Consider the following 24,282-nt stretch of genomic DNA (forward strand, 5'->3'; position numbering starts at 1 on the left):
GGAGTGCCCGAAATGAACCGCTACCTCAGGAACAGCCAGGCGATGAAAGGTTCGATCAGCCTGTTGGTCGCAGCGATGCTGCTGGCCGGCTCGCCGGCGTTCGCCAACGTTGAACCGGTGGTCAAGCCGGGCAAAGTGGTCAAAGAACTGCAACGAGCCAAGACCTACACCGTCAACAGTGCGCCGACCGCGCCACTGGAACTGGCCAAGCCGACCCTGCCCGACCTCTCCGGCTACACCGCCGAAGCGGTCGCGGCAAAAATCGTGCGGACCAAGCCAGGCAAAGTCAGCGTACGTCGGATGATGCAGGAAAACGCCTTGAAGGACTTCATCGGCGGCGACAACAAGATGGCCGAGTGGGTGGTGCGTCAGCACGGCATCCCACAGGCCATCTTCGTCGACGATGGCTACATGAACCTCAAGGAACTGGCCAAGAAACAGCCCAAGTACATCATCCAGACTTCGCCGGGTGTCTACCTGGCGAAGATTCCGATCGTGGTCGGCCAGAAAGGCATCCTGGAAATCGACAAACAGACCCAGGAACTGCGCCTGTCCCAGGAGGGCGGTGCGTTCCTGGTCAACGATGGCCAGATGTTCATTCGCGACACCAAGGTCACCGGCTGGCGTGAAAAGGACAATGGCCCCGCCACGTTCCGCTCGCCCAAGGAGTTCCGGCCGTTCCTGCTAGCCTGGGGCGGCACCGAGACCTACGTCGTCAACACCAAGATGGCCAGCTTCGGCTACGCCAACAGTAAGTCGTACGGGGTGAGTATTTCCCAGTACACGCCGAACATGGCCAAGGTCCTCAAGCGTCCAGAACCGACTGGCTGGATCATCGGTTCGGAGTTCTCGGACATGTGGTACGGCTTCTACTGCTACGAGACCCGCGACTTCGTGGTCAAGGGCAATACCTACAAAGACAACATCGTCTACGGCATCGACCCCCACGACCGTTCCCATCGGCTGATCATCGCCGACAACACCGTCTACGGGACCAAGAAGAAACACGGGATCATTATTTCCCGTGAGGTCAACGACAGCTTCATTTTCAACAACCGCAGCTACGACAACAAACTCTCGGGCCTGGTGATCGACCGTAACAGTGTGAACAACCTGATCGCCTACAACGAGATCTACAAGAACCACACCGACGGCATCACGCTCTATGAGAGTGCTGACAACCTGCTGTGGGGCAACAAAGTGATCAGCAACCAACGCCACGGCATCCGCATTCGTAACAGCGTGAACATCCGCCTCTACGAAAACGTATCCATGGCCAACGGCCTGACCGGTATCTACGGTCACATCAAGGACCTGTCCGATACCGACCGGGACATCAAGCTCGACCCGTTCGACGCCGAAGTCTCGCTGATCGTGGTCGGCGGCGAACTGGCTGCCAACGGCAGCGGCCCGCTGTCCATCGACTCGCCGTTGAGCGTCGAGTTGTACCGCGTGTCCATGCTCGCGCCGACCAAATCCAGCGGCATCAGCTTCACGGGGATCCTTGGCGAGCGCCAGGATGAAATTCTCGACCTGCTGGTGCGCCAGCAGAAAGCCGTGCTGATCGACCCTGTCGAACGCCAGACCGAAATGCGGGACTGAGGATGACCTTTATGAACCCACAAATGATCAAACTCCTGGGCCTGTCCGCCCTGACTGCCGGCATTCTCGCCGCCGCTAGCGGCGCCCGCGCCGATGAAATCAAGGCCCCGACCTTCACGGCCGAACCGTGCTGCAACCTCTGCCCTGCAGCCCACGATCCGAAGAACTACACCACGCGCTACCAGCAGAACTTCACCACGCTGGTACAAGCCCAGGGTGACTGGCTGTTCCGGACCCAGGAAGACCTGCGTACCGAATTCAACACCACCCCGGCCGGCTACAAGCGCATGCAGCAGTTGCACGATGCGTTCAAGGCCAAAGGCGTCGAGCTGGTGATCGTCTACCAGCCAACCCGGGGCCTGGTGAACCGCAACAAGCTCAACCCACAGGAAAAGGCCGCTTTCGACTACGAGAAAGCCCTGACCAACTACAAAACCATGCTCGGTCGTTTCGCCCAGATGGGTTATGTGGTGCCGGACCTGTCGCCGCTGACCAACGAGAACCTGCCGGAAACCCTGCCGGCCCACGATTTCTATTTCCGTGGCGACCAACACTGGACCCCGTACGGCGCCCAGCGCACGGCCAAGATCGTCGCCGAGAAGGTCAAGCAGATCCCGGCCTTCGCCGACATTCCCAAGCGTGAGTTCGAGACCAAGAAGTCCGGCCGCATGGGCAAGACCGGCACCCTGCACAACATGGCCGGGCAACTGTGCGGCACCAGCTATGCGATCCAGTACATGGACCAGTTCACCACCGAACCCAAGGGCGAGGCTGGCGACGGCGACCTGTTCGGCGATTCCGGCAACCCGCAGATCACCCTCGTGGGCACCAGTCACAGCGGCAAGAACTACAACTTTGCCGGTTTCCTGGAAGAAGCCATCGGCGCCGATATCCTCAACGTCGCCTTCCCTGGCGGCGGTCTGGAAGGCGCGATGATCCAGTACCTGGGCAGCGAAGAGTTCCAGAAGAACCCGCCGAAAATCCTCATCTGGGAATTCTCGCCGCTGTATCGCCTGGACCAGGAAACCATCTACCGCCAGATGATGGCGCTGCTGGACAACAACGCTTGCGAAGGCAAGCCGGCCCAGATGAGCAGCAAGACTGCCCTCAAGCCGGGCAAGAACGAATTGATGGTCAATAGCGAGAACATGGACCTGCGTAACGGCAGCCACCAAGTCGACATCCGCTTCGCCGACACCTCGGTGAAAACCTTGCAAGCCACCCTCTGGTACATGAATGGGCGCCACGAGGATATCAAGATCGAAAAACCGGATACCTCGGAAACCGACGGACGTTTCGCCTTCCAATTGCGCACTGATGAGGACTGGGCTTCCCAGAACCTGCTGGCTGTAGAAGTCCAGGGACCTGAAGCCGGTAAGGAGCCACAGCAAGTGGAAGCGAAAATCTGCAAACGCAACGTATCTCCGCAAGCCGAACAAACGGCTCAAATCGGACAATGAGGTCTCGTCTCATGACTAGAACCATGCGCACCCGAACGTTGAAAACGCTGCTGGCGCCATCCCTGCTAACCCTGGCGATGTTCGCCGGGGCCACGCAGGCGGCGGCGCCGCTGCGTCCGCCACAGGGTTACTTCGCACCGATCGAAAAGGTCAAGGTGGGCGAAGCCGCCCAAGGTTGCGATGCCACACCGACGCCCTACACCGGCTCCCTGCAATTTCGCAGCAAGTACGAGGGCTCCGACAAGGCCCGCGCGACCCTGAACGTGCAGTCGGAAAAAGCCTTCCGTGACAGCACCGCCGACATCACCAAGATCGAGCGTGGTGTCAGCAAGCAAGTGATGCAATTCATGCGTGACGGTCGTCCCGAACAATTGGAATGCACCCTCAACTGGCTGACCGCGTGGGCCCAGGCCGACGCACTGATGTCCAAGGACTTCAACCACACCGGCAAGTCCATGCGCAAATGGGCACTGGGCAGCATGGCTTCGGCCTATGTACGCCTGAAGTTCTCCGAGTCCCGCCCGCTGGCCAATCACCAGGAGCAGGCGCAACTGATCGAAGGCTGGTTCAGCCGGATGGCCGATCAGGTGGTCAGCGACTGGGACAACCTGCCGCTGGACAAGACCAACAACCACTCCTACTGGGCCGCCTGGTCGGTGATGGCGACGGCCGTGGCAACCAACCGCCGCGACCTGTTCGATTGGGCCGTCAAGGAATACAAGGTCGGCGTCAACCAGGTCGATGCGGACGGTTTCCTGCCCAACGAACTCAAGCGCAAGCAACGGGCCCTGTCCTACCACAACTACGCGTTGCCGCCGCTGGCGATGATCGCCAGTTTCGCCCAGGTCAACGGCGTGGACCTGCGCCAGGAAAACAACGGTGCCCTCAAGCGACTGGGTGATCGGGTGCTGGCCGGGGTGAAAGACCCGGACATCTTCGAAGAGAAGAACGGCGACGAGCAGGACATGAAGGACCTGAAGATCGATTCGAAATTCGCCTGGCTCGAACCGTTCTGCAGCCTCTACACCTGTTCCGAGGACGTGCTGGAGCGCAAGCACGAGATGCAACCGTTCAAGACTTTCCGCCTCGGCGGGGACTTGACCAAGGTGTATGACCCGTCACGGGAGAAAGGCGAAAAAGGAAGCTGACATCACTCACCCTGCCGACAGGGAAACCTGCTCGCGATAGCGGTCTGACATTCGCCAAGGATGTCGACTGATACACCGTCATCGCGAGCAGGCTCGCTCCCACAAGGGGAGTTGGGTCTGTTTCGAATGTAATGAAGCCCCCCGGTTTTCATGGGGGGGTTTGGGGGGGCTCTGGCCCTTGACTGTTGATTCAACATGGAGAGATCGGGATGGTATTTTCATCCAATGTGTTCCTGTTCCTGTTCCTGCCGATCTTTCTCGGCTTGTACTACTTGAGCGGGCAACGCTACCGCAACCTGCTGCTGCTGATCGCCAGCTACGTGTTCTACGCCTGGTGGCGGGTGGACTTCCTGGCGCTGTTCGCCGGCGTGACCCTGTGGAACTACTGGATCGGCCTGAAAGTCGGCGCCGCCGGTGTGCGCACCAAACCGGCCCAGCGCTGGCTGTTGCTCGGCGTGGGCGTGGACTTGGCCATCCTGGGCTACTTCAAGTACGCCAACTTCGGCGTGGACAGCCTCAACGCAATCATCACCGGCTTCGGTCTCAACCCGTTCATCCTGACCCACGTGCTGTTGCCGATCGGGATCTCGTTCTACATCTTCGAGTCCATCAGCTACATCATCGACGTCTATCGCGGTGACACGCCGGCCACCCGCAACCTGATCGACTTCGCGGCGTTCGTGGCGATTTTCCCGCACCTGATCGCCGGCCCCGTGTTGCGTTTCCGCGACCTGGCCGACCAGTTCAACAACCGTACCCACACCCTGGACAAGTTCTCCGAAGGCTGCACCCGCTTCATGCAGGGCTTCATCAAGAAAGTGTTCATCGCCGACACCCTGGCAGTCGTGGCCGACCATTGCTTCGCCTTGCAAAACCCGACCACGGGCGATGCCTGGCTCGGCGCCCTGGCCTACACCGCGCAGCTGTACTTCGACTTCTCCGGCTACAGCGACATGGCCATCGGCCTGGGCCTGATGATGGGTTTCCGTTTCATGGAAAACTTCAAGCAGCCCTACATCAGCCAGTCGATCACCGAGTTCTGGCGCCGCTGGCACATCAGCCTGTCGACCTGGCTGCGCGATTACCTCTACATCACCCTGGGCGGTAACCGCAAAGGCACGTTGATGACCTATCGCAACCTGTTCCTGACCATGCTGCTCGGTGGTCTGTGGCACGGCGCGAACATCACCTACGTGATCTGGGGTGCCTGGCACGGTATCTGGCTGGCCATCGAGAAGGCCGTGGGCATCAACACCACACCACGCAGCATCAACCCGATCCGCTGGGCGCTGACCTTCCTGCTGGTGGTCATGGGCTGGGTGATTTTCCGTGCCGAGAACCTGCACGTGGCCGGTCGCATGTACGGCGCCATGTTCAGCTTCGGCGACTGGTCGCTGTCGGAACTGACTCGCGCCAACCTCACCGGCCTGCAGATCGCTACGCTGGTGGTGGCCTACATCACCCTCGCCTTCTTCGGCCTGCGGGACTTCTACACCAACCGTCCGCCGCTCAAGACCAAGCCTGAGGTCAACACCGAGGCCAACGGCCCGGCCACCGCGCAACCGGGGATGATCAAGGCCGTACCGGGTGACAACCCATCGACGATCCATGAACCGGGCTACACCGTGGGTGTCGAAGCCCAGGTACAACCTGCCTACTGGACCGTGGACTGGTCACGCTACGTGATGCGCACCCTGGTACTGCTGCTGTTCATCGCCTCGATTCTCAAACTCTCGGCGCAAAGCTTCTCGCCGTTCCTTTACTTCCAGTTCTGAGGGATCTGAATATGACCCGCTCATTACGCATCTTTTACGTCGCACTGTTCATGCTGATCCTGACAGCGCTGGGCCTGTGGTCGATGCGCAGCTTCTTCGGCTTCAACACCAACCCCGACGCGACCGTGCTCAACGGGCGCTGGGCCAAGGCCGTGGAAACGCACTACGACGACGAGTTCCCGATCAAGCGCCTGGGCACCAACATCTGGGCCGCGCTGGACTACAAGCTGTTCAACGAAGGCCGCAAAGGCGTGGTCCTGGGCCGCGACCAGTGGCTGTACAGCGACGAAGAGTTCAACCCGATCGTCAACGAAGAGCTGAACCTGCAAAGCAACTACGCGCTGGTCGAAGGCGTGCGCCAGAAGCTCAAGGAACAGGGCATCACCCTGGTGATGGCGATCATACCGGCCAAGGCGCGCCTGTATCCGGAGCACCTGGGTGACGAGAAGCCATCGAGCATTCACACCAACCTTTACCAGGACTTCCACGCTCGCGTGGCGGCCGACAAGATCCTCGCCCCTGACCTGCTCGGCCCGCTGCAACAGGCCAAGCAAAGCGGCCAGCAAGTGTTCCTGCGCACCGACACCCACTGGACCCCGGAAGGTGCCCAGGTCGCTGCCGAGAACCTGGCCAAGGCCATTGCCGAGAAATCACCGCTCAACGGCGAGCCGCAACGCTTCGTCACCGAGCCTGCCGAGAAAATCACCCACAAGGGCGACCTGCGTCAGTTCCTGCCCCTGGATCCGCTGTTCGAAAACCTGATGCCGGCCCAGGAACCGCTGGTCAAGCGCAATACCCGCGAAGCCGACGACCAGCCGGCCGGCGACGACGCGCTGTTCGCTGACGCCCAGGTGCCCGTGGCCCTGATCGGCACCAGCTACAGCGCCAACCCTACCTGGAACTTCGTCGGTGCACTCAAGCAAGCCCTGCACAGCGACGTCGTGAACTACGCCGAAGACGGCCACGGCCCGATTCTGCCGATGCTCAGCTACCTCAAGAGCGATGCCTTCAAGAACAGCCCGCCACAGGTGCTGATCTGGGAGTTCCCTGAACGTTATCTGCCCGTGAACAACGAAATCGGCGACGCCGACCCACAGTGGGTCGCAGAGCTCAAACAAGCCGGTGCGCGCCAACAGAACGTAGCCGCCAACACCCCATCCGAGACGCCCGACCGGGCGCAAAACTGAAAGAGAGGTCCACCATGACTTTCAACACTACTCCTCGCCGTCTCGCTGCTCGCTCCTTCAAGGCCGTTGCCCTCGTCGCCAGCATGAGCGCCCTCTCACTGTCCGCCTTTGCCGGTGGTGACTCAGCCCTGTATGGCCCAACCGCACCAAAAGGCTCGAGCTTCGTGCGGGTGTACAACGCCAGCAACGCCGAAGTCAGCGCCACCGTCGGCAGCACCAACATCAGCGACGTAGCTCCCTTGGCCAGCAGCGACTTCAGCTTCATGCCCGGTGGCGACTACAGCGCCAAGGTCGGCAGCCAGACCGTACCGGTGAAACTGGCCTCCGATCACTATTACACCCTGGTCAACAACGCCAGCGGCCAGCCTCAACTGATCGAGGAACCGCCGTTCAAGAACAAGCAGAAGTCCCTGGTCCGCGTGCAGAACCTCACCGACAAGGCACTGACCCTCAAGACCGCCGACGGCAAGACCGAAGTGGTGCCGAACGTCGCGGCCAAAGGTCGTGGCGAGCGTGAAATCAACCCAGTGAAGGTGACCCTGGCGCTGTTCGAAGGCGACAAGAAAGTCGGCGACCTCAAGCCTGTGGCCCTGGAACGCGGCGAAGCGGCCGTGCTGTACGTCACCGGTTCAGGCAGCAGCCTGTCGCCAGTGTGGGTGAAACGCCCAGTGTCGACCCGCTGATGAATTCACCTGATTGACGCTGTACCCCTGTGGGAGCGGGCTTGCTCGCGAATACGGTCTCACATTCAACATTGATGTTGGCTGAACCACCGCTTTCGCGAGCAAGCCCGCTCCCACCCTGAATCGGGGTGTCATTCGGGTACGGAACAACAACAAGAGAGTGAAACGACAGAACGCAGTAGCTCTAACAACCATTTCGCTTCAAAGGAGTAACAAACATGATTCCGGTGATCTTGTCAGGTGGTAGTGGCTCACGTCTTTGGCCGCTTTCGCGCAAGCAATTCCCTAAACAGTTCCTGGCCCTGACCGGTGAACACACCCTGTTCCAGCAGACCCTCGAGCGCCTGGTGTTCGAAGGCATGGACACGCCGATCGTGGTCTGCAACAAAGACCACCGTTTCATCGTCAACGAGCAGTTGACCAACCGTAAGCTCGAAGCCCAGCGCATCCTGATGGAACCGTTCGGGCGCAACACCGCACCGGCCGTGGCGCTGACCGCGATGATGCTGGTCAACGAAGGTCGCGACGAGCTGATGCTGGTGCTGCCGGCCGACCACGTGATCGAAGACCAGAAAGCCCTGCAACGCGCCCTGGCCCTGGCCACTGTGGCCGCCGAGCGTGGCGAAATGGTGCTGTTCGGCGTACCGGCCACCAAACCGGAAACCGGCTACGGCTACATCAAGTCGACCAACGATGCGCTGCTGCCCGAGGGCGTGAGCCGCGTCTCGCACTTCGTCGAAAAACCCGACGTCAAGCGCGCCACCGAGTTCGTCGAGGCCGGCGGGTATTTCTGGAACAGCGGCATGTTCCTGTTCCGCGCCAGCCGCTTCCTCGAAGAGCTGAAAAAGCACGATCCGGACATCTACGACACCTGCCTGCTGACCCTGGAACGCAGTGAGCAGACCGCGGATACCATCACCTTCGACGAAGCCACCTTCGCCTGCTGCCCGGACAACTCCATCGACTACGCCGTGATGGAAAAGACCCAGCGTGCCTGTGTCGTCCCCCTGTCGGCCGGTTGGAGCGATGTCGGCTGCTGGGCGTCGCTGTGGGAAGTCAACGAAAAAGACACCAACGGCAACGTCACCAAGGGCGACGTGGTGATCCAGGACAGCCGCAACTGCATGATCCACGGCAACGGCAAACTGGTGTCGGTGATCGGCCTGGAAAACATCGTGGTGGTCGAAACCAAGGACGCCATGATGATCGCCCACAAGGACAAGGTCCAAGGCGTGAAACAGATGGTCAACACCCTCAACGCCCAGGGCCGCACCGAGACCCAGAACCATTGCGAAGTCTACCGTCCGTGGGGCTCGTATGACTCGGTGGACATGGGCGGTCGCTTCCAGGTCAAGCACATCTCGGTCAAGCCGGGCGCGTGCCTGTCGTTGCAGATGCACCACCACCGCGCCGAACACTGGATCGTGGTCAGCGGCACCGCCGAAGTGACCTGCGACGAGAACGTGTTCCTGCTCTGCGAAAACCAGTCGACCTACATCCCGATCGCGTCGGTCCACCGCCTGCGCAACCCGGGCAAGATCCCGCTGGAAATCATCGAAGTGCAGTCCGGCAGCTACCTGGGCGAAGACGACATCGAGCGTTTCGAGGACATCTACGGTCGTTCCACCCCGGTTGAGCGCGGCGTCTCGGTGAAAACCATCGCGCAGTAAACCTTCGCAAAAGAGAAGCCCCCGTCCAGCCCACTGCGTCCCCTATCCGCAGTGGGTTGGGTGGGGGCTTTTTTTTGCCCGCACATGACGAGCAACATCATCGCTTCAACATCTGCCACTCCCTTCGGTAGGATGGGCCTACGGTATCGGAGGCTTCAACCATGCTTATCGGCGTCTTGCTGGTCATCACCTGGCTCATCCTGCTGTTGCGCTACCCGGCCAAGGCCTTGCCGGTCTCCCTGGCGGCGTTCATCGGCCTGGGCCTGGTGGCCGCGTGGGTGCTCTGGCAGGAAAACCGCGAGACCCGGCAATTGGAGCGCCTGGAGTTGCGCATTACCTATGCCCCCGAACAATGCCCCGCCGATAGGCCGCTGTCGCTGAACATGAAAAACACCAACGACGTGCCGCTGATCGAGCTGCGTTGGCGGGTCGCTGCCTATGCGCCTGGCGACACCATCAACCTGGCCGACACGCCCTACGACGCACCGCGCTACCGTGGCCCCGGTGAATTGCAGGCTGGCGCCGCCTGGCAAGACTGCCTGCCCCTGCCGCCCTTGCGTCCGGGTTATCGCCCGCAGACCCTGGAGTTTCGCGCCGAGCGATTGCACGGTAGCTTTTCCAACTGATTGCCCTGCTCCCCTACTTTTCTGCATAAGGAATGCGCCATGCCTGTTGTGTTGATTACCGGATGTTCCAGCGGCATTGGCCGCGCCCTCGCCGACGCCTTCAAGGCTGCGGGTTATCAGGTCTGGGCCACGGCGCGCAAGGCGCAAGACGTGGCGACGCTCAGCACCGCCGGGTTCACCGCCGTGCAACTGGACGTCAATGATGGCCAAGCCCTGGAACAACTGAACGAGCGGATCAACCAGCAGCATGGCGGACTGGATGTGCTGGTCAACAATGCCGGCTACGGCGCCATGGGCCCGCTGCTGGACGGTGGCGTGCCGGCCATGCAACGTCAGTTCGAAACCAACGTGTTCGCCATCGTCGGCGTGACCCGCGCGCTGTTCCCGGTATTGCGCCGGGCCAGGGGGCTGGTGGTGAACATCGGCAGCGTTTCCGGCGTGCTGGTCACGCCGTTTGCCGGCGCCTATTGCGCCTCGAAAGCGGCGGTGCACGCCTTGAGCGATGCCTTGCGCATGGAACTGGCGCCGTTCGGCATCCGCGTGATGGAAGTCCAACCCGGTGCCATTGCCTCCAGCTTCGCCAAGAATGCCGGCCATGAAGCCGAACAGCTGATCAGCGAACAATCGCCCTGGTGGCCCCTGCGCGACGGTATCCGCGCCCGGGCCAAGGCCTCCCAGGACAACCCGACCCCAGCCAGCGAGTTCGCCGCCGGCCTGCTCAAGGCCGTGCAACACCCCAAGCCACCGCGCCTGCTGCGCCTGGGCAACGGCAGCCGGTCACTGCCCTTGATGGCCGGGTGGCTGCCCAAGGGGCTTCTGGAGAAGGGGTTGATGAAGCGGTTTGGGTTGGGTGGGTCGCTGTAGCTACTGAAAAAGCAGGCACTTTTCTGTGGCGGACACAAAAAACACGCCCACCGAAGTTCCAATGTGGGAGCGGGCTTGCTCGCGAAGGCGCCGGCACAGCCAATATCAATGCAAGCTGAACCACCGCATTCGCGAGCAAGCCCGCTCCCACAGGGGATCTCTGGTGTGTATCAAATCTCACCATCATTCCATTGGTAATCAGTGATCTCAGCGCTCGCCCTGGGGCTCGACCACCACGGTACAGGTCATCCCCGCCGCCAGCAGCACACCCTGCGGCACTTCGTCGAGATGAATCCGCACCGGCACCCGTTGGGCCAGGCGCACCCAGTTGAAGGTCGGGTTGACGTCGGCGATCAATTCGCGGCTTTCAGGGTTGTCACGGTCGTAGATGCCACGGGAGATGCTTTCCACGTGTCCTTTGAGCATTTCGCCGCTCATGAGCTGCAACTGCGCCGAATCACCGACCCGCACCTTGGGCAATTTGGTCTCTTCGAAGTAGCCATAGACCCAGAACGAATTCATGTCCACCACGGCCATCTTCGCCTCGCCGATGCGCGCATAGTCGCCACGGTGCACGTTGAGGTTGGTGACGTAACCGTCCACCGCCGCGCGGACTTCGGTGCGCGCCAGGTTCAGCTCGGCCGCCTCCAGTTGCGCCTGGGCCTGCTGGTAATCGGCCAGGGCCGAGTCGGCGATGTTGCTGGCGTCGTCGCGGTTTTCCCGGGAGATCACCAGGCTGTCCAGGTCGGCGCGGCGATGGGCGTTGACCTTGCGCATCTCCCAGGTGGCCTTGCGCGACGCCACCAGGGAACGCGCCTGCTTCACGGCGATGCGGTAATGCTCGGGATCGATGCGCAGCAGCAGGTCACCCTTTTTTACGATTTGGTTGTCGCGCACCGGCACCTCGACCACCTCGCCGCTGACGTCGGCGGCCACGTTGATGATGTCAGCCCGCACCCGACCATCGCGGGTCCAGGGGGTGTTCATGTAATGCACCCATAACGTACGGCCAATCCACAGCGCCAGGGCCAGCACCAACAGTGTCGCCAGCAGGCTGAAAAACTTTTTCATCGCATCGATCTCAACGGTAGACCGTCAGCGCCAGCGCGCCGAACAGGCAGGTAAACAGACTCAGGCGCAGCAACGCCGGGTGCCAGAAGAAGCGGTACAGGTCCAGCCCCGACAGGAAGCGGTCCAACGCCCAGGCCAGCGCGGCGGCGATGAAGAACATCAAGGTCATGGTGGGCATGTACACGCCATGGAAGGCGATCTCACGGGGCATGTTCAGGTTCCTGGGGAAGCGGTGTGGCAGGCGGCATGGCATAGCCGGCCAATGGCGATTGCGGGTCGAGCAGCGAGGTACGGATGAAATGCAGGTAGCTTTTCACCCGACGCAGGGCCGAGGTGTCGAAATGCGGAGCGAAAGGCTCGTCAGTGGCTTGCACGCGACTGATGGCGTGATCCACCGCCACCAGGGCGCGCTCCAGATTGCTCTGGCTCGGCAGGCGAAACAGCCGCACAAGTGCCCGCCCCATCACGCGGATCGCCTGGCGCCACGGCTGGCTTTCGGCATAAGCCGGATGCACCGGCAAAATCGCCTGCTCCTTGCGCAACTCGATAATCGCGTGGCCGACCTCCAGCACCACGAACATCCAACGCAGCAATCCCCGTTGCACCTGGGGCTGCCCCGCCGCCAGCCCGTAGGCTTGGTGCAGCAAATCGCGGGTACCACTTTCGAAGCTCGACGCCAGGCCCTTGAGCTTGCCGCTGATGGCAAACACCACTTGCTCGCGCAGGTCCTGCTCCAACCGGCGCCACAACCAGCGGCTGTTGGGCGGCAGGATGATCGCCCCGGCGGCGGCGCATACCAGCATGCCGAGGATCATCGCGATGTAGTCGTTGATGAAGGCATAGGGGTTGTAGACCGTCAGGTTGTCCGGCACCGAGCCAGTGCTGAAAAAGATCAACAGCCCCAACCCTACCCCGGCGTACTGCGGCCTGGAACTGAGGAACGAACCGAGCATGATCACCGGCGCCAGCATCACGCAAAGCAGGGGAAAGCCGTCGATCAACGGGAAGATGAAAAACATCTCGACGAAGCCGATCAACGCCCCGAACAACGTGCCGCAGGCCATCTGGAACGCCATGCGCTTGGGGTTGGGTGTCGCGGCCGACAAGCCCACGGTGGCGGCGGCGATCATCGTCATGGTCGCGCCGCTCGGCCAAGCCGTGGCGACCCAGTAGCTGCCCAGCACCAACAGGATGAAGGCGGCACGAATACCCGATGCCGTGGCGGCCAGCCAGTTGGTCTGCGGCACGAATGGTTCGTCCCAGCGTTCACGTTCGTGGCGATGCTCGGCCAGGGATGCGTGGGTCAGGGCATAGCCATGCAGGTCGTCGACGAAGCGATAGAGCAGCTCGTAGGCGGTATGGAAATCCAGTTGCTGCCCATCACTGGGTTCCGTTTCCTGGAACAACGCCCGCAGCCGTCGCACCTGGGCCGGCAGCTCGGCCTTATAGTCGGCCAGCGCCACCGCCAGACGGGCCGCATCGGCGTCGGTCAGGGCGCGGCCACTGAAGCCGTCGAGCAGTTCGGCCAACGTTTGCAAACCAGGCTTGATGGCGTTGACCACGTGACCCGCCGCGCTGCCGCGCAAGCGCTCGAGCAATTGGTGCAAGGCGTTGAAGCGAGTGGTAATGCCCATGAACTCGCTGTTCAAGCGACTGAGCCGGCCGTTGCGCCGACGCATGTGCGGGTCTTCGAACACGGTCACGCTACGCAGGCTTTCCAGGCCCACCGCCTCGGCAATGAAGCCGACGTTGCGCGCTTCGAAGGCCTCCCGCTTGCTGCGTCCACGCAGGCCATCGGTGACAAACAGGGCAAACACCCCGAAGCGTTGGTACAAGGCATTGCGCATGGCGGCGCTGGCGGTTTGCGGCAAGATCGCGGCGCTGACCAGGGTGGCGCAGAGAATCCCCAGGGATATTTCCAGCACCCGCCAGACCGCCGCCATGAACGCGCCTTCCGGATGGGCCAGGGCCGGCAGGCCGATCATCGCCGCGGTGTAGCCGGCCAGCACGAAACCGTAGGCCCGGAAGTTGCGGTAACGCGCCGCCCCTGCCGAACAGAGGCCCACCCAGATCGCCAGGCAACCGAGAAACGGCTCGGTGTTCTGGGCAAACAAGGCGATCAACGCCACCATCACCGCCGAGCCGGCCAGGGTGCCGAGCAAGCGATAGAAGCTCTTGGCGAACACCTGCCCGCTCTGGGGCTGCATGACAATGAACACGGTGATCATGGCCGTGCGCGGCTGCGGCAGTTCCAGGCGCATCGCCAGCCACAAGGTCAAAAACGCGGCAAACAGGACCTTGAAGATATAGACCCAGGTCACCCCGTCGCTGCGGGCCCAGTCGAAGAACCCACGGCGCCATTCGAGGCGGTAGAGCCAGCGGGCAGGAGCGAATAAAGACATCACGATAGAACTACTCTGCATGGCTCGAGTCGGGGGAATCGTTGCCGGCTTCCAGCCCACCGCCCAACGCCGTCACCAGGTCGGCATGGGCACTCAAGCGCGCCGCCTGCACCTGCTGTTGCACCTGTTGCTGCTTGAACAACAGGCTTTGGGCGTTGAGCACGTTGAGGTAATCCGTCAGCCCGCGCTGGAACGCCACCAGCGCAATATCGTAAGTACGCTGGGCGGCCGCCACCGATTCGGCGGCGAAGGCTTGTTGCTTATCCATCGATTCACGGCGGATCAACTGATCGGAAATGCTCTTGAGGGCCTCCACCAGCGTCTGGTTGTAGTGGGCCACGGCGATGTCATAGCCGGCCGCCGCCTCGCCCAACTGCGAACGCAAGCGACCACCGTCAAAGATCGGCAACGTGATCGCCGGCCCGACGTTGTAGGTGAGCTTCTTGCCGGTCAAGAACTCCAGCGCCCCGCCGCCGGTGGCCATGTAGCCGATACTGCCGACCAGGTCGACGTTGGGATAAAAACCGGCACGAGCCACATCGATACCCCGGGCCTGGGCCGCCACTTGCCAGCGCCCGGCCACCACATCCGGACGCTGGCCGAGCAGTTCGGCGGGCAAGGCCGACGGCAGCTTCAAGGGCGCGCCGAGGGCCAGGGTCGGACGCCGCAACCGCGCCCCCTCTCCTGGCCCCTTGCCCGCTAGCGCCGCCAATTGATTGCGGCTCAAGGCAATGGCTTCGTCGAGGGCGTCGAGTTGGCGATGGGTCTCAGGCAACGGCGCCTGGGCCTGGCTGACTTCAAAATGGGTGCCGATGCCGCCATCCAGGCGCTTTTGCGCCAGCTCTAGAATCTGCTCTTGTTGATGGAGGGTCGCGGCGACGATATCGCGCTGGGCGTAGTGCAGCGAAAACTGGATGTAGGCGCGCACGATGTTGCTCTGCAACTCCAGTTGTGCCTGCCGCGCCTCAGCGACACTGGCATGGGCCAGGTCAACCGCCCGTTCACTGGCATTACGCTCGCGGCCCCACAGGTCCAGGGCGTAACTCAAGCCCAGGCCGGCGTTGTTGTCCCAGGTCGTGGTATCAGCCAACTCGCCGGGGCCGTAGAACTGATCGGTGGGCCAGTTATGGCGCTTGAGGGTCGACTCGCCATTGATCTGCAGCGACTCGGCGGCCTCGGCTACACCGGCCATCGCCTTGGCCTGGCGCACCCGGGCGGCGGCCATGGCCAGGCTCGGGCTGTCATGCACGGCCAGGTCGATCCAGCGATTCAACTGCGGGTCGCCATAGGCGTTCCACCACTGGAGGGTAGGCCAGTGGGCATCGCGGGCGGCCTCGCGGATGGCCGCATCGGTAGCCAATTGGTTGGCCGGTAACACCTGGCTTTGCGGCCCAATCCCTCCTGTCCCGATGCAACCGCTGATGGTTAATGTCAGAACCCAAACACTGAGAGTCTTCAGCTCTCTGCTGATGCAACGCGGCACTTGCGCAAAATTCCTGAGATGGAGAGGCATGAAGCGATCATGAGGATGCATGCCTGGTAACACACTTGTGGGAGCGAGCCTGCTCGCGATGACGTCCGGCCAGACACATCGAGGGTGGATGTGATGCCCCCATCGCGAGCAGGCTCGCTCCCACAAGGAATCAATAGGTCCAGGATTGGCAGCAATTCTAGGCATCGCCCTCCCCGGCGATAAGCCGACCTTTCTGTGAATCTTTGTTACCGTTAACGCGATAATCCATTAGTCGGGTCCCGCAGCTCTGTAACTTCGTGTCACAATTTGCCACCTCCCAAGAGAGCCCTCCATGGACACCTTGCAAAACATGCGCGCGTTTAGCTGTGTTGCCGAAGCCGGCAGTTTCACCGCCGCCGCCGTGCAACTGGATACCACCACAGCCAACGTCTCGCGTGCGGTTTCCAACCTGGAAGCCCACCTGCAAACCCGCCTTCTCAACCGCACCACTCGCCGCATCGCCCTGACCGAGGCGGGTAAACGCTACTTGTTGCGTTGCGAGCAGATCCTGGCTTATGTCGAAGAAGCGGAAGCCGAGGCCAGCGATGCCCACGCGCGACCGGCCGGGCAGTTGAAGGTCCACACGATGACCGGCATCGGCCAGCATTTCGTGATCGACGCCATTGCCCGCTACCGCAAGACGCATCCGGATGTGACCTTCGACCTGACCCTGGCCAACCGGGTGCCGGACATCCTCGACGAGGGCTACGACGTCTCCATCGTGCTCGCCAGCGAGCTGCCGGATTCGGGTTTCGTCTCCCAACGCCTGGGGATTACCTACAGCATCGTCTGTGCGTCGCCCGCCTACGTGAAAGCCAGCGGCTGCCCGCAAAAACCCAGCGACCTGCTCAACCACGCCTGCCTGCGCCTGGTCAGCCCGGTCATTCCGCTGGAAAAATGGGTGTTCGACGGCCCGGAAGGCCAGGAGATGGTCACCATCAACAGCTCACCGTTCCTGGTCAATTCCGCCGATGCGATGAAAACCGCGATCACCAGCGGCATGGGCGTGGGGGTACTACCGGTGTACGCCGCCATCGAAGGCTTGCGCAACGGCACGCTGGTGCGGGTCATGCCCAACTACCGTTCCCAGGAACTGAACCTCTATGCCATCTACCCGTCGCGCCAATACCTGGATGCGAAGATCAAGACCTGGGTCGAGTACCTGCGAGGCTCGTTGCCGGAAATCCTCGCGGCGCACCAGTCTGAGCTGGCGGCTTACGAATTGAGCGGAAAGATGGCTGGCGCACGGGTCGCGAACTGAAATCGGCCCCGTGCGTGAAGGATGATTTCAGCGCTTGCCCATCGAGCGACGGGTGCCGGGAGGCGCGGCGCCCGGGGTCTTGGTATGGCCATTCTTCGCGCCGTTCTTGTACCACGGCTGTTGCCCGGCGCCCTTGGCCGCAGCCAGCTCACCGGGCTTGAACGGGAATTTGAAGGCCGGGATCGGCGCTTTGACGTCCTCGACGCTGGAAACATCGCTGTGGGACAAGTCGGCCTGTTCGCCGCCAGGGAGTTCGTCCACAGGCGAAGATGTCGGGGAAGTCATGTAGGGCTCCGGGTCATGCATGCAAGTCGGGCCCGAAGGGCGAGCCACGAAAGGCGGCAGTATACCTGGCCGATATCACAGCGCGCAGGGCAGTTTCATCCGGCACAACCATTCGTCTGACCGCAAGCCAGGACAAAACTGACAAGCCCGTCAGTTAGCCGTCACCTTCCTGACCGGCTCGTAACGCTATATAAGAAAGCTCCAACTCCTGTGTCCCGAACCGGCCTTTCATATCCATGCACACCCAGAAGAAAACTGTCCTGCTCGTCGTGCTGTTGGTCGCCCTGGCGGCCCTCGTCCTCTGGTTCGTGCTCAAGCCCGTGACCGCCAAGCCCAGCGCTCCCGCCGCCGTTCCGGTACGGGCCGTCAGCGTGGTGCAAAAAGACGTACCGCGCTTTGCCAGCGGCATCGGCACGGTCCTGTCGCTGCACAGCGTGGTCATCCGGCCGCAGATCGACGGCATCCTCACCCGGTTGCTGGTCAAGGAAGGACAGTTGGTCAAGAAGGGGGACCTGCTGGCGACCATCGACGATCGTTCGATCCGCGCCAGCCTCGACCAGGCCCGGGCCCAACTCGGCGAGAGCCAGGCGCAGCTCGCCGTGGCCCAGGTCAATCTCAAGCGCTACAAATTGCTCAGCGTCGATGACGGCGTATCGAAGCAGACCTATGACCAGCAACAGGCGCTGGTCAACCAGCTCAAGGCCACCGCCCAGGGCAACCAGGCGGCCATCGACTCGGCACAGGTGCAACTTTCCTACACCCAGATCCGCTCCCCGGTGAGCGGGCGTGTCGGCATTCGTAACGTGGATGAAGGCAACTTCCTGCGCACCAGCGACACCGAAGGCCTGTTCACGGTGACCCAGATCGATCCGATCGCAGTGGAGTTCTCCCTGCCCCAGCAGATGCTGCCCACCTTGCAACGGTTGATCGCGGCGCCCGAGCAAGCCTTGGTCAAGGCTTACATCGGTGCCGACGGCGCCACCGGGGAGTTGCTGGGCGAAGGGCGACTGAGTCTTATCGACAACCAGATCAACGCCAACACCGGGACCTTGCGGGCCAAGGCTGAATTCAACAACGCCGCGCAACGGTTGTGGCCCGGGCAACTGGTGACGCTGAAGATCCAGACCGCCCTCGACAAGGACGCCCTGGTGGTGCCTCCCACCGTGGTCCAGCGCGGGCTGGAGCAACACTTCGTGTACCGGATCAAGGGCGACAAGGTCGAGAGCGTGCCGGTGGTGATGGTTTACCAGGACAGCGACATGCACATCATCAAGGGCGTGAACGCCGGCGACCAGTTGGTGAGTGACGGTCAGTCACGGCTCAAGCCAGGCAGTCACGTCCAGGTGCTCAGTGATCCGCCCGCCCTGGCCAAGACCGCGGAGCCGCAACCATGAAGGGTCGCGGCTCGGTTTCGGCATGGTGCATCGACCACCCCATCGCCACGGTGCTGCTGACGTTCGCCCTGGTCCTGCTGGGGGTGATCGCGTTTCCTCGCCTGCCCGTCGCGCCGTTGCCGGAGGCGGAATTCCCGACCATCCAGGTCAACGCGCAGTTGCCGGGGGCCAGTCCCGAAACCATGGCCTCGTCGGTGGCCACACCCCTGGAAGTGCAATTCAGTGCCATCCCCGGCATTACCCAGATGACCTCCAGCAGCGCCCTGGGCTCGACCAACCTGATCCTGCAATTCAGCCTCGACAAAAGCATCGACACCGCCGCCCAGGAAGTGCAGGCGGCGATCAACACCGCCGCCGGCAAACTGCCCAACGACATGCCGAACCTGCCGACCTGGCGCAAGGTCAACCCGGCCGACAGCCCGGTTCTGATCCTCAGCATCAGTTCCACCCTGATGCCCGGCACCGAGCTGAGCGACTACGTCGAGACCCTGCTCTCGCGTCAGATCAGCCAGATCGATGGTGTAGGACAAATCTACATTACCGGCCAGCAACGTCCGGCGATCCGGGTCCAGGCCTCGGCTGACCGACTCGCCGCCATCGGCCTGACCCTGGCGGACATCCGCCTGGCGCTCCAGCAGGCCAGCCTCAATTTGGCAAAGGGCGCCCTGTACGGCGAGTCGAGCGTTTCCACCCTGTCGACCAACGACCAGTTATTCCAACCTGAGGAGTACGGTGAGCTGATCGTGTCCTACAAGGACGGGGCACCGGTTCACCTCAAGGACATCGCCAAGGTCGTCAACGGCTCGGAAAACGCCTACGTCCAGGCCTGGGCCGACAACGAACCAGGAGTCAACCTGGTGATCTTCCGGCAGCCGGGGGCGAACATCGTCGAGACCGTCGACCGCGTCCAGGCGGCCCTGCCCACCCTGCAAGCCATGTTGCCCGCCGCGGTGCAGGTCAAGGTCCTGATCGACCGCACCCAGACCATCCGCGCCTCGTTGCATGAAGTGGAAATCACCTTGCTGATCGCGGTGCTGCTGGTGGTCGCGGTGATGGCGTTGTTCCTGCGCCAGCTCTCGGCGACCCTGATTGTCTCGGCGGTGCTGGGGGTGTCGCTGACCGCCAGTTTCGCGTTGATGTACGTGATGGGTTTCAGCCTGAACAACCTGACCCTGGTGGCGATCGTCATTTCGGTGGGGTTCGTGGTGGACGATGCGATCGTGGTGGTGGAGAACATCCACCGGCACCTGGAGGCCGGAGACAGCATGCGCGAAGCGGCGATCAAGGGCGCTAGCGAAATCGGCTTCACCGTAGTCTCCATCAGTTTCTCGTTGATAGCGGCGTTCATTCCGTTGCTGTTCATGGGCGGCGTGGTCGGGCGCCTGTTCAAGGAGTTCGCCCTGACCGCCACGTCGACCATCCTGATTTCAGTGGTGGTGTCGCTCACGTTGGCGCCGACCCTGGCCGCGCTGTTCATGCGCGCCCCGGTGCATCATGCCCACGGCGCGCCAGGCTTTGGCGAGCGCCTGCTGAGCTGGTACGAGCACGGCCTGCGTCGGGCCCTGGCCCATCAAAAACTGATGATCGGTGTGTTCGGCCTGACCCTGGCATTGGCGGTGGTGGGCTACGTGTTCATCCCCAAGGGGTTCTTCCCGGTACAGGACACCGGCCTGGTGCTGGGCACCAGCGAAGCCGCCGCCGATGTGTCATTCCCGGACATGGTGGCCAAGCACAAGGCCCTGGCCGAAATCGTCGCCGCCGACCCGGCAGTGCAAACCTTCTCCCACTCCGTCGGCGTCTCGGGCAACAACCAGACCATCGCCAACGGCCGCTTCTGGATCGCCCTCAAGCCCCGGGGCGAGCGTGACGTGTCAGCCAGCGGCTTCATCGACCGGATCCGCCCGCAATTGCTGAAAATCCCCGGCGTGGTGCTGTACCTCAGGGCCGGACAGGACATCAACCTCAGTTCCGGCCCCAGTCGCGCCCAATACCAATACGTGCTCAAGAGCAACGATGGGCCGAGCCTGAACGCCTGGACGCAAAAACTCACCGACAAGCTGCGCGGCAACCCGGCGTTTCGTGACATCTCCAACGACCTGCAACTGGGCGGCAGCATCACCCACATCAACATCGACCGCAGCGCGGCCGCGCGTTTCGGCCTCACCGCCACCGATGTCGACCAGGCCCTGTACGACGCCTTCGGCCAGCGCCAGATCAATGAATTCCAGACCGAGACCAACCAGTACAACGTGATCCTGGAGCTCGACGCCCAGCAACGGGGCAAGGCCGAAAGCCTGGCGTATTTCTACCTGCGTTCGCCCCTGAGTGGGGAAATGGTGCCGCTCTCGGCCCTGGCCCGCTTCGATGCGCCGAGTAGCGGCCCGCTGTCAATTGCCCACGACGGCATGTTCCCGGCCGCCAACCTGTCATTCAACCTGGCGCCAGGCGTGGCCCTGGGGGACGCGGTGCGCCTGCTCGACCAGGCGAAGAACGAAATCGGCATGCCGGCGGCCATCACCGGCAGCTTCCAGGGTGCAGCCCAGGCCTTCCAGAGCTCCCTGGCCAGCCAGCCATGGCTGATCCTCGCCGCGCTGGTGGCCGTGTACATCATCCTCGGCGTGCTCTATGAGAGTTTCGTGCACCCGTTGACGATCATCTCCACCCTGCCCTCCGCCGGCCTCGGCGCGCTGATCATGCTCTGGCTGCTGGGCCAGGACTTTTCGATCATGGCGCTGATCGGGCTGGTGCTGCTGATCGGGATCGTCAAGAAGAACGGCATCCTGATGATCGACTTCGCCCTCGACGCCCAGCGCAACAGAGGGCTCGCGCCCCAGGAAGCGATTTTCCAGGCGTGCCTGACACGCTTCCGTCCGATCATGATGACCACCCTGGCGGCCCTGCTCGGTGCCTTGCCGCTGATGCTCGGCTATGGCCCCGGCGCAGAGCTGCGTCAGCCCCTGGGCATCGCGGTGGTTGGCGGCCTGCTGGTGAGCCAGGCGCTGACGCTGTTCACCACACCGGTCATATACTTGTGGCTGGAGCGACTGTTCCATCGGCCCGCCCATCAGCCAGGGTCGGCGCCGACGGCGGCGCTGGCGAGCACAGACCACTGAGGCGGGGCCATGCGCGTTCTGATTATCGAAGACGAAGAAAAAACCGCGGACTACCTGCACCGCGGCCTGACCGAACAGGGCTACACCGTGGACGTGGCGCCGGACGGCATCGAGGGGCTGCATCTGGCCCTGGAAACCGACTATGCGGTGATCGTGCTCGACGTGATGCTACCGGGCCTGGACGGCTTCGGCGTACTGCGGGCCTTGCGTGCCCGCAAGCAGACACCGGTGATCATGCTCACCGCCCGGGAACGGGTGGAAGACCGCATCAAGGGGCTGCGCGACGGTGCCGATGACTACCTGGGCAAGCCCTTCTCGTTCCTGGAACTGGTGGCCCGCCTGCAAGCCTTGACGCGCCGCAGCGGTGGTCATGAACCGGTGCAGGTGAGCATCGCCGACCTGTGGATCGACCTGATCAGCCGCAAGGCCACCCGCGCCGGCCAGCGCCTGGACCTGACGGCCAAGGAGTTCTCCCTGCTCAGCGTCCTGGCCCGTCGTCAGGGCGAGATCCTATCGAAAACCGCCATTGCCGAAATGGTCTGGGACATCAACTTCGACAGTGACGCCAACGTGGTGGAAGTGGCGATCAAACGCTTGCGGGCCAAGCTCGATGGGCCATTCGAGCAGAAGTTGCTACACACCATCCGCGGCATGGGTTATGTGCTGGAGAGCCGCAGTGATGAGCATCCCTGACAGCATTGCCCTGCGCCTGAGCGCCATGTTCACACTGGTGGCGGCGCTGGTGTTCCTGTTGATCGGGGGCGCCTTGTACCAACAGGTCGCCAAGGGCCTGGGGCTGCTGCCCGAAGCCGAACTCGATGCCCGCTACAGTGTCCTGGAGTCCATGGTCGGCCGCTACGGCACGCCTGAACACTGGATGAAGATCAACAACAAGCTGCGATTGCTCGGTGAGGAAGACAAGCGTATCCATTTCTGGATCGTCAGTGACGACCCACGGTTTGAATACGGCGATCCCGATGCGCAGATCCGTACCTTTGCCCAAGGCCCCCTGGGTAAGCGCGACCTGACGCTGCCCCACCGGAACTACCCGATGAAAGTGTTGGTGAGCCAATTCCCGGCCAAGGACCAGCGCCCTCCGCTGCGCTTCATGATCGGCATCGACACCGAGACCTTCTACCAGACCCAGCATCGCCTGTTGGTGGCGCTGGTGAGCCTGGCGATCATCGGTGTGACCCTCGCTTCGTTGCTGGGCTACTGGGTCGCGCGCATCGGCCTCAAGCCGCTGATCAAGCTGTCCGAAGAGGCTCGGCGCCTGGCCCCGCCCCGCCTGTCCGGGCGCTTGCAGCTATCGCCCTTGCCGCCGGAGCTGAGCCAGTTCGTCAGCTCCTTCAACGCCACCCTCGACCGGGTCGAACAGGCTTACTCACGCCTGGAATCGTTCAACGCCGACGTCGCCCATGAACTGCGCTCGCCCCTGACCAACCTGATCGGCCAGACCCAAGTGGCCCTGACCCGCGGACGCTCGGCCGAGCATTACTTCGAAGTGTTGCAGTCAAACCTCGAAGAATTGGAGCGGCTGCGCTCGATCATCAACGACATGCTGTTCCTGGCCAGCGCCGACCAGGGCAGCAAGGCCACCAAACTGACCAGCACCTCCCTGGCCGGCGAAGTAGCGACCACTCTCGACTACCTGGACTTCATTCTGGAAGATGCCCAGGTCCAGGTTCGGGTCAGCGGCGACGCCCAGGCCAACATCGAGATCGCCCACTTGCGACGGGCGCTGATCAACCTGTTGAGCAACGCAGTACAGCACACCGCGCCCGGGCAAGTGATCGACGTGCGCATCGAAGCCCTTGGCGACCAGATCAGCTTGGCCGTCAGTAACCCCGGCGAACCGATTGCCGGCGAACACCTGCCGCGCCTGTTCGAACGGTTCTATCGCGTCGATGCCTCGCGCAGCAACAGTGGCGCCAACCATGGGTTGGGATTGGCCATCGTCAAAGCGATTGCACTGATGCATGGTGGGGATGTGTTCGCACACAGCGACCAGGGTGCCAACACGTTCGGGATCCGCTTGCCAGCCTGAGGTATCCACAAAGCTTGATCTTTTCCCGAGTTGAATGCTGGGCGAAAGCCAGTTGGATCAAAATCAACAGAACGCAACCTTCAGCCGCTCCCACCGAGTTATTGCACAAACACTGATTGCCCGCTCTCACCGATCCAAGCACAATCAGCAAAAGGCCAGCATCTGGTTCATTGCCGGTTTG

General features: G+C 62.3%; 19 protein-coding genes. 14 read left to right on the top strand and 5 right to left on the bottom strand.

Features of this window, described 5'->3' with window-relative positions; translation table 11 throughout:
- Window positions 1-12: 12 nt before the first annotated feature.
- The 9 genes from algG (at window position 13) to AC30D9_RS20650 (ending at window position 11,015) form a co-directional block, all read left to right on the top strand.
- On the top strand, window positions 13-1,602 hold the full coding sequence (algG, locus tag AC30D9_RS20610; RefSeq protein WP_134925697.1) for a mannuronan 5-epimerase AlgG: 1,590 nt from the start codon (window positions 13-15) through the stop codon (window positions 1,600-1,602).
- An 11-nt stretch (window positions 1,603-1,613) separates the two neighbouring features.
- Window positions 1,614-3,062, top strand: coding sequence for an alginate O-acetyltransferase (locus AC30D9_RS20615; RefSeq protein WP_490144749.1), 1,449 nt, complete (start codon window positions 1,614-1,616; stop codon window positions 3,060-3,062).
- A 23-nt stretch (window positions 3,063-3,085) separates the two neighbouring features.
- On the top strand, window positions 3,086-4,210 hold the full coding sequence (locus AC30D9_RS20620; protein ID WP_134925699.1) for a mannuronate-specific alginate lyase: 1,125 nt from the start codon (window positions 3,086-3,088) through the stop codon (window positions 4,208-4,210).
- A 209-nt stretch (window positions 4,211-4,419) separates the two neighbouring features.
- Entirely contained in the window at window positions 4,420-5,985 is a 1,566-nt protein-coding gene (locus AC30D9_RS20625) for an MBOAT family O-acyltransferase (RefSeq protein ID WP_134925701.1), read from the top strand.
- A gap of 11 nt (window positions 5,986-5,996) precedes the next feature.
- On the top strand, window positions 5,997-7,172 hold the full coding sequence (locus tag AC30D9_RS20630) for an alginate O-acetyltransferase (RefSeq protein WP_490144750.1): 1,176 nt from the start codon (window positions 5,997-5,999) through the stop codon (window positions 7,170-7,172).
- Between the two features lie 14 nt (window positions 7,173-7,186).
- Window positions 7,187-7,855: an alginate O-acetyltransferase AlgF gene (locus AC30D9_RS20635; RefSeq protein ID WP_490144751.1), complete on the top strand. Its 669-nt coding sequence runs from the start codon at window positions 7,187-7,189 to the stop codon at window positions 7,853-7,855.
- Window positions 7,856-8,073: 218 nt separating this feature from the next.
- Window positions 8,074-9,525, top strand: coding sequence for a mannose-1-phosphate guanylyltransferase/mannose-6-phosphate isomerase (locus AC30D9_RS20640; RefSeq protein ID WP_134925704.1), 1,452 nt, complete (start codon window positions 8,074-8,076; stop codon window positions 9,523-9,525).
- A 161-nt stretch (window positions 9,526-9,686) separates the two neighbouring features.
- On the top strand, window positions 9,687-10,151 hold the full coding sequence (locus tag AC30D9_RS20645; protein WP_134925705.1) for a multidrug transporter: 465 nt from the start codon (window positions 9,687-9,689) through the stop codon (window positions 10,149-10,151).
- 39 nt (window positions 10,152-10,190) lie between these two features.
- Window positions 10,191-11,015 carry an SDR family oxidoreductase gene (locus AC30D9_RS20650; protein WP_490144752.1) on the top strand — a complete coding sequence of 275 codons (825 nt, stop codon included), beginning with the start codon at window positions 10,191-10,193 and terminating at the stop codon, window positions 11,013-11,015.
- Window positions 11,016-11,222: 207 nt separating this feature from the next.
- Here the strand turns inward: AC30D9_RS20650 and AC30D9_RS20655 are convergent, their stop codons facing one another.
- From AC30D9_RS20655 to AC30D9_RS20670, 4 genes are read right to left on the bottom strand one after another with little or no spacing between them, the layout of a single operon-like run.
- Window positions 11,223-12,086 carry an efflux RND transporter periplasmic adaptor subunit gene (locus AC30D9_RS20655; protein ID WP_490144753.1) on the bottom strand — a complete coding sequence of 288 codons (864 nt, stop codon included), beginning with the start codon at window positions 12,084-12,086 and terminating at the stop codon, window positions 11,223-11,225.
- 10 nt (window positions 12,087-12,096) lie between these two features.
- Window positions 12,097-12,297, bottom strand: a complete 201-nt coding sequence (locus tag AC30D9_RS20660; RefSeq protein WP_024617598.1) for a DUF1656 domain-containing protein — start codon at window positions 12,295-12,297, stop codon at window positions 12,097-12,099.
- Window positions 12,287-14,491, bottom strand: coding sequence for an FUSC family protein (locus tag AC30D9_RS20665; RefSeq protein WP_490144817.1), 2,205 nt, complete (start codon window positions 14,489-14,491; stop codon window positions 12,287-12,289). The genes AC30D9_RS20660 and AC30D9_RS20665 overlap by 11 nt, the downstream gene beginning before the upstream one ends.
- Window positions 14,492-14,498: 7 nt before the next feature.
- Complete coding sequence (locus AC30D9_RS20670) at window positions 14,499-15,971, bottom strand: efflux transporter outer membrane subunit (RefSeq protein WP_490144818.1); 1,473 nt, start codon at window positions 15,969-15,971, stop codon at window positions 14,499-14,501.
- Between the two features lie 322 nt (window positions 15,972-16,293).
- On the opposite strand from AC30D9_RS20670, the gene AC30D9_RS20675 reads away from it, so the two are divergent.
- Complete coding sequence (locus AC30D9_RS20675; RefSeq protein WP_134925708.1) at window positions 16,294-17,262, top strand: LysR family transcriptional regulator; 969 nt, start codon at window positions 16,294-16,296, stop codon at window positions 17,260-17,262.
- A gap of 27 nt (window positions 17,263-17,289) precedes the next feature.
- On the opposite strand, the gene AC30D9_RS20680 is transcribed toward AC30D9_RS20675, so the two are convergent.
- Window positions 17,290-17,547, bottom strand: coding sequence for a hypothetical protein (locus tag AC30D9_RS20680; RefSeq protein WP_134925709.1), 258 nt, complete (start codon window positions 17,545-17,547; stop codon window positions 17,290-17,292).
- 236 nt (window positions 17,548-17,783) lie between these two features.
- Between AC30D9_RS20680 and AC30D9_RS20685 the strand changes: the two genes are divergently transcribed.
- The 4 genes from AC30D9_RS20685 to AC30D9_RS20700 are packed head-to-tail and all read left to right on the top strand — an operon-like array spanning window position 17,784 to window position 24,101.
- Window positions 17,784-18,941, top strand: coding sequence for an efflux RND transporter periplasmic adaptor subunit (locus AC30D9_RS20685; protein ID WP_307574426.1), 1,158 nt, complete (start codon window positions 17,784-17,786; stop codon window positions 18,939-18,941).
- A complete protein-coding gene (locus tag AC30D9_RS20690; protein ID WP_490144754.1) occupies window positions 18,938-22,054 on the top strand; it encodes a multidrug efflux RND transporter permease subunit in 3,117 nt (1,038 codons plus the stop codon). Before AC30D9_RS20685 ends, AC30D9_RS20690 begins: the two co-directional genes overlap by 4 nt.
- Window positions 22,055-22,063: 9 nt before the next feature.
- Window positions 22,064-22,747, top strand: coding sequence for a heavy metal response regulator transcription factor (locus AC30D9_RS20695; RefSeq protein WP_134925712.1), 684 nt, complete (start codon window positions 22,064-22,066; stop codon window positions 22,745-22,747).
- Entirely contained in the window at window positions 22,734-24,101 is a 1,368-nt protein-coding gene (locus AC30D9_RS20700) for a heavy metal sensor histidine kinase (protein ID WP_134925713.1), read from the top strand. The genes AC30D9_RS20695 and AC30D9_RS20700 overlap by 14 nt, the downstream gene beginning before the upstream one ends.
- Window positions 24,102-24,282 lie beyond the last annotated feature (181 nt).

Source organism: Pseudomonas sp. DF11 (genome assembly GCF_058148565.1).

Excerpts from the sequence above, each read along its gene's own strand:
- AC30D9_RS20655 (WP_490144753.1), bottom strand. The coding sequence starts at position 12,086 with ATGAAAAAGTTTTTCAGCCTGCTGGCGACACTGTTGGTGCTGGCCCTG.
- algG (WP_134925697.1), top strand. The coding sequence starts at position 13 with ATGAACCGCTACCTCAGGAACAGCCAGGCGATGAAAGGTTCGATCAGC.
- AC30D9_RS20700 (WP_134925713.1), top strand. The coding sequence starts at position 22,734 with ATGAGCATCCCTGACAGCATTGCCCTGCGCCTGAGCGCCATGTTCACA.
- AC30D9_RS20645 (WP_134925705.1), top strand. The coding sequence starts at position 9,687 with ATGCTTATCGGCGTCTTGCTGGTCATCACCTGGCTCATCCTGCTGTTG.
- AC30D9_RS20650 (WP_490144752.1), top strand. The coding sequence starts at position 10,191 with ATGCCTGTTGTGTTGATTACCGGATGTTCCAGCGGCATTGGCCGCGCC.
- AC30D9_RS20615 (WP_490144749.1), top strand. The coding sequence starts at position 1,614 with ATGAACCCACAAATGATCAAACTCCTGGGCCTGTCCGCCCTGACTGCC.
- AC30D9_RS20640 (WP_134925704.1), top strand. The coding sequence starts at position 8,074 with ATGATTCCGGTGATCTTGTCAGGTGGTAGTGGCTCACGTCTTTGGCCG.
- AC30D9_RS20625 (WP_134925701.1), top strand. The coding sequence starts at position 4,420 with ATGGTATTTTCATCCAATGTGTTCCTGTTCCTGTTCCTGCCGATCTTT.
- AC30D9_RS20620 (WP_134925699.1), top strand. The coding sequence starts at position 3,086 with ATGCGCACCCGAACGTTGAAAACGCTGCTGGCGCCATCCCTGCTAACC.
- AC30D9_RS20685 (WP_307574426.1), top strand. The coding sequence starts at position 17,784 with ATGCACACCCAGAAGAAAACTGTCCTGCTCGTCGTGCTGTTGGTCGCC.
- AC30D9_RS20635 (WP_490144751.1), top strand. The coding sequence starts at position 7,187 with ATGACTTTCAACACTACTCCTCGCCGTCTCGCTGCTCGCTCCTTCAAG.
- AC30D9_RS20695 (WP_134925712.1), top strand. The coding sequence starts at position 22,064 with ATGCGCGTTCTGATTATCGAAGACGAAGAAAAAACCGCGGACTACCTG.
- AC30D9_RS20680 (WP_134925709.1), bottom strand. The coding sequence starts at position 17,547 with ATGACTTCCCCGACATCTTCGCCTGTGGACGAACTCCCTGGCGGCGAA.
- AC30D9_RS20675 (WP_134925708.1), top strand. The coding sequence starts at position 16,294 with ATGGACACCTTGCAAAACATGCGCGCGTTTAGCTGTGTTGCCGAAGCC.
- AC30D9_RS20660 (WP_024617598.1), bottom strand. The coding sequence starts at position 12,297 with ATGCCCCGTGAGATCGCCTTCCATGGCGTGTACATGCCCACCATGACC.
- AC30D9_RS20630 (WP_490144750.1), top strand. The coding sequence starts at position 5,997 with ATGACCCGCTCATTACGCATCTTTTACGTCGCACTGTTCATGCTGATC.
- AC30D9_RS20690 (WP_490144754.1), top strand. The coding sequence starts at position 18,938 with ATGAAGGGTCGCGGCTCGGTTTCGGCATGGTGCATCGACCACCCCATC.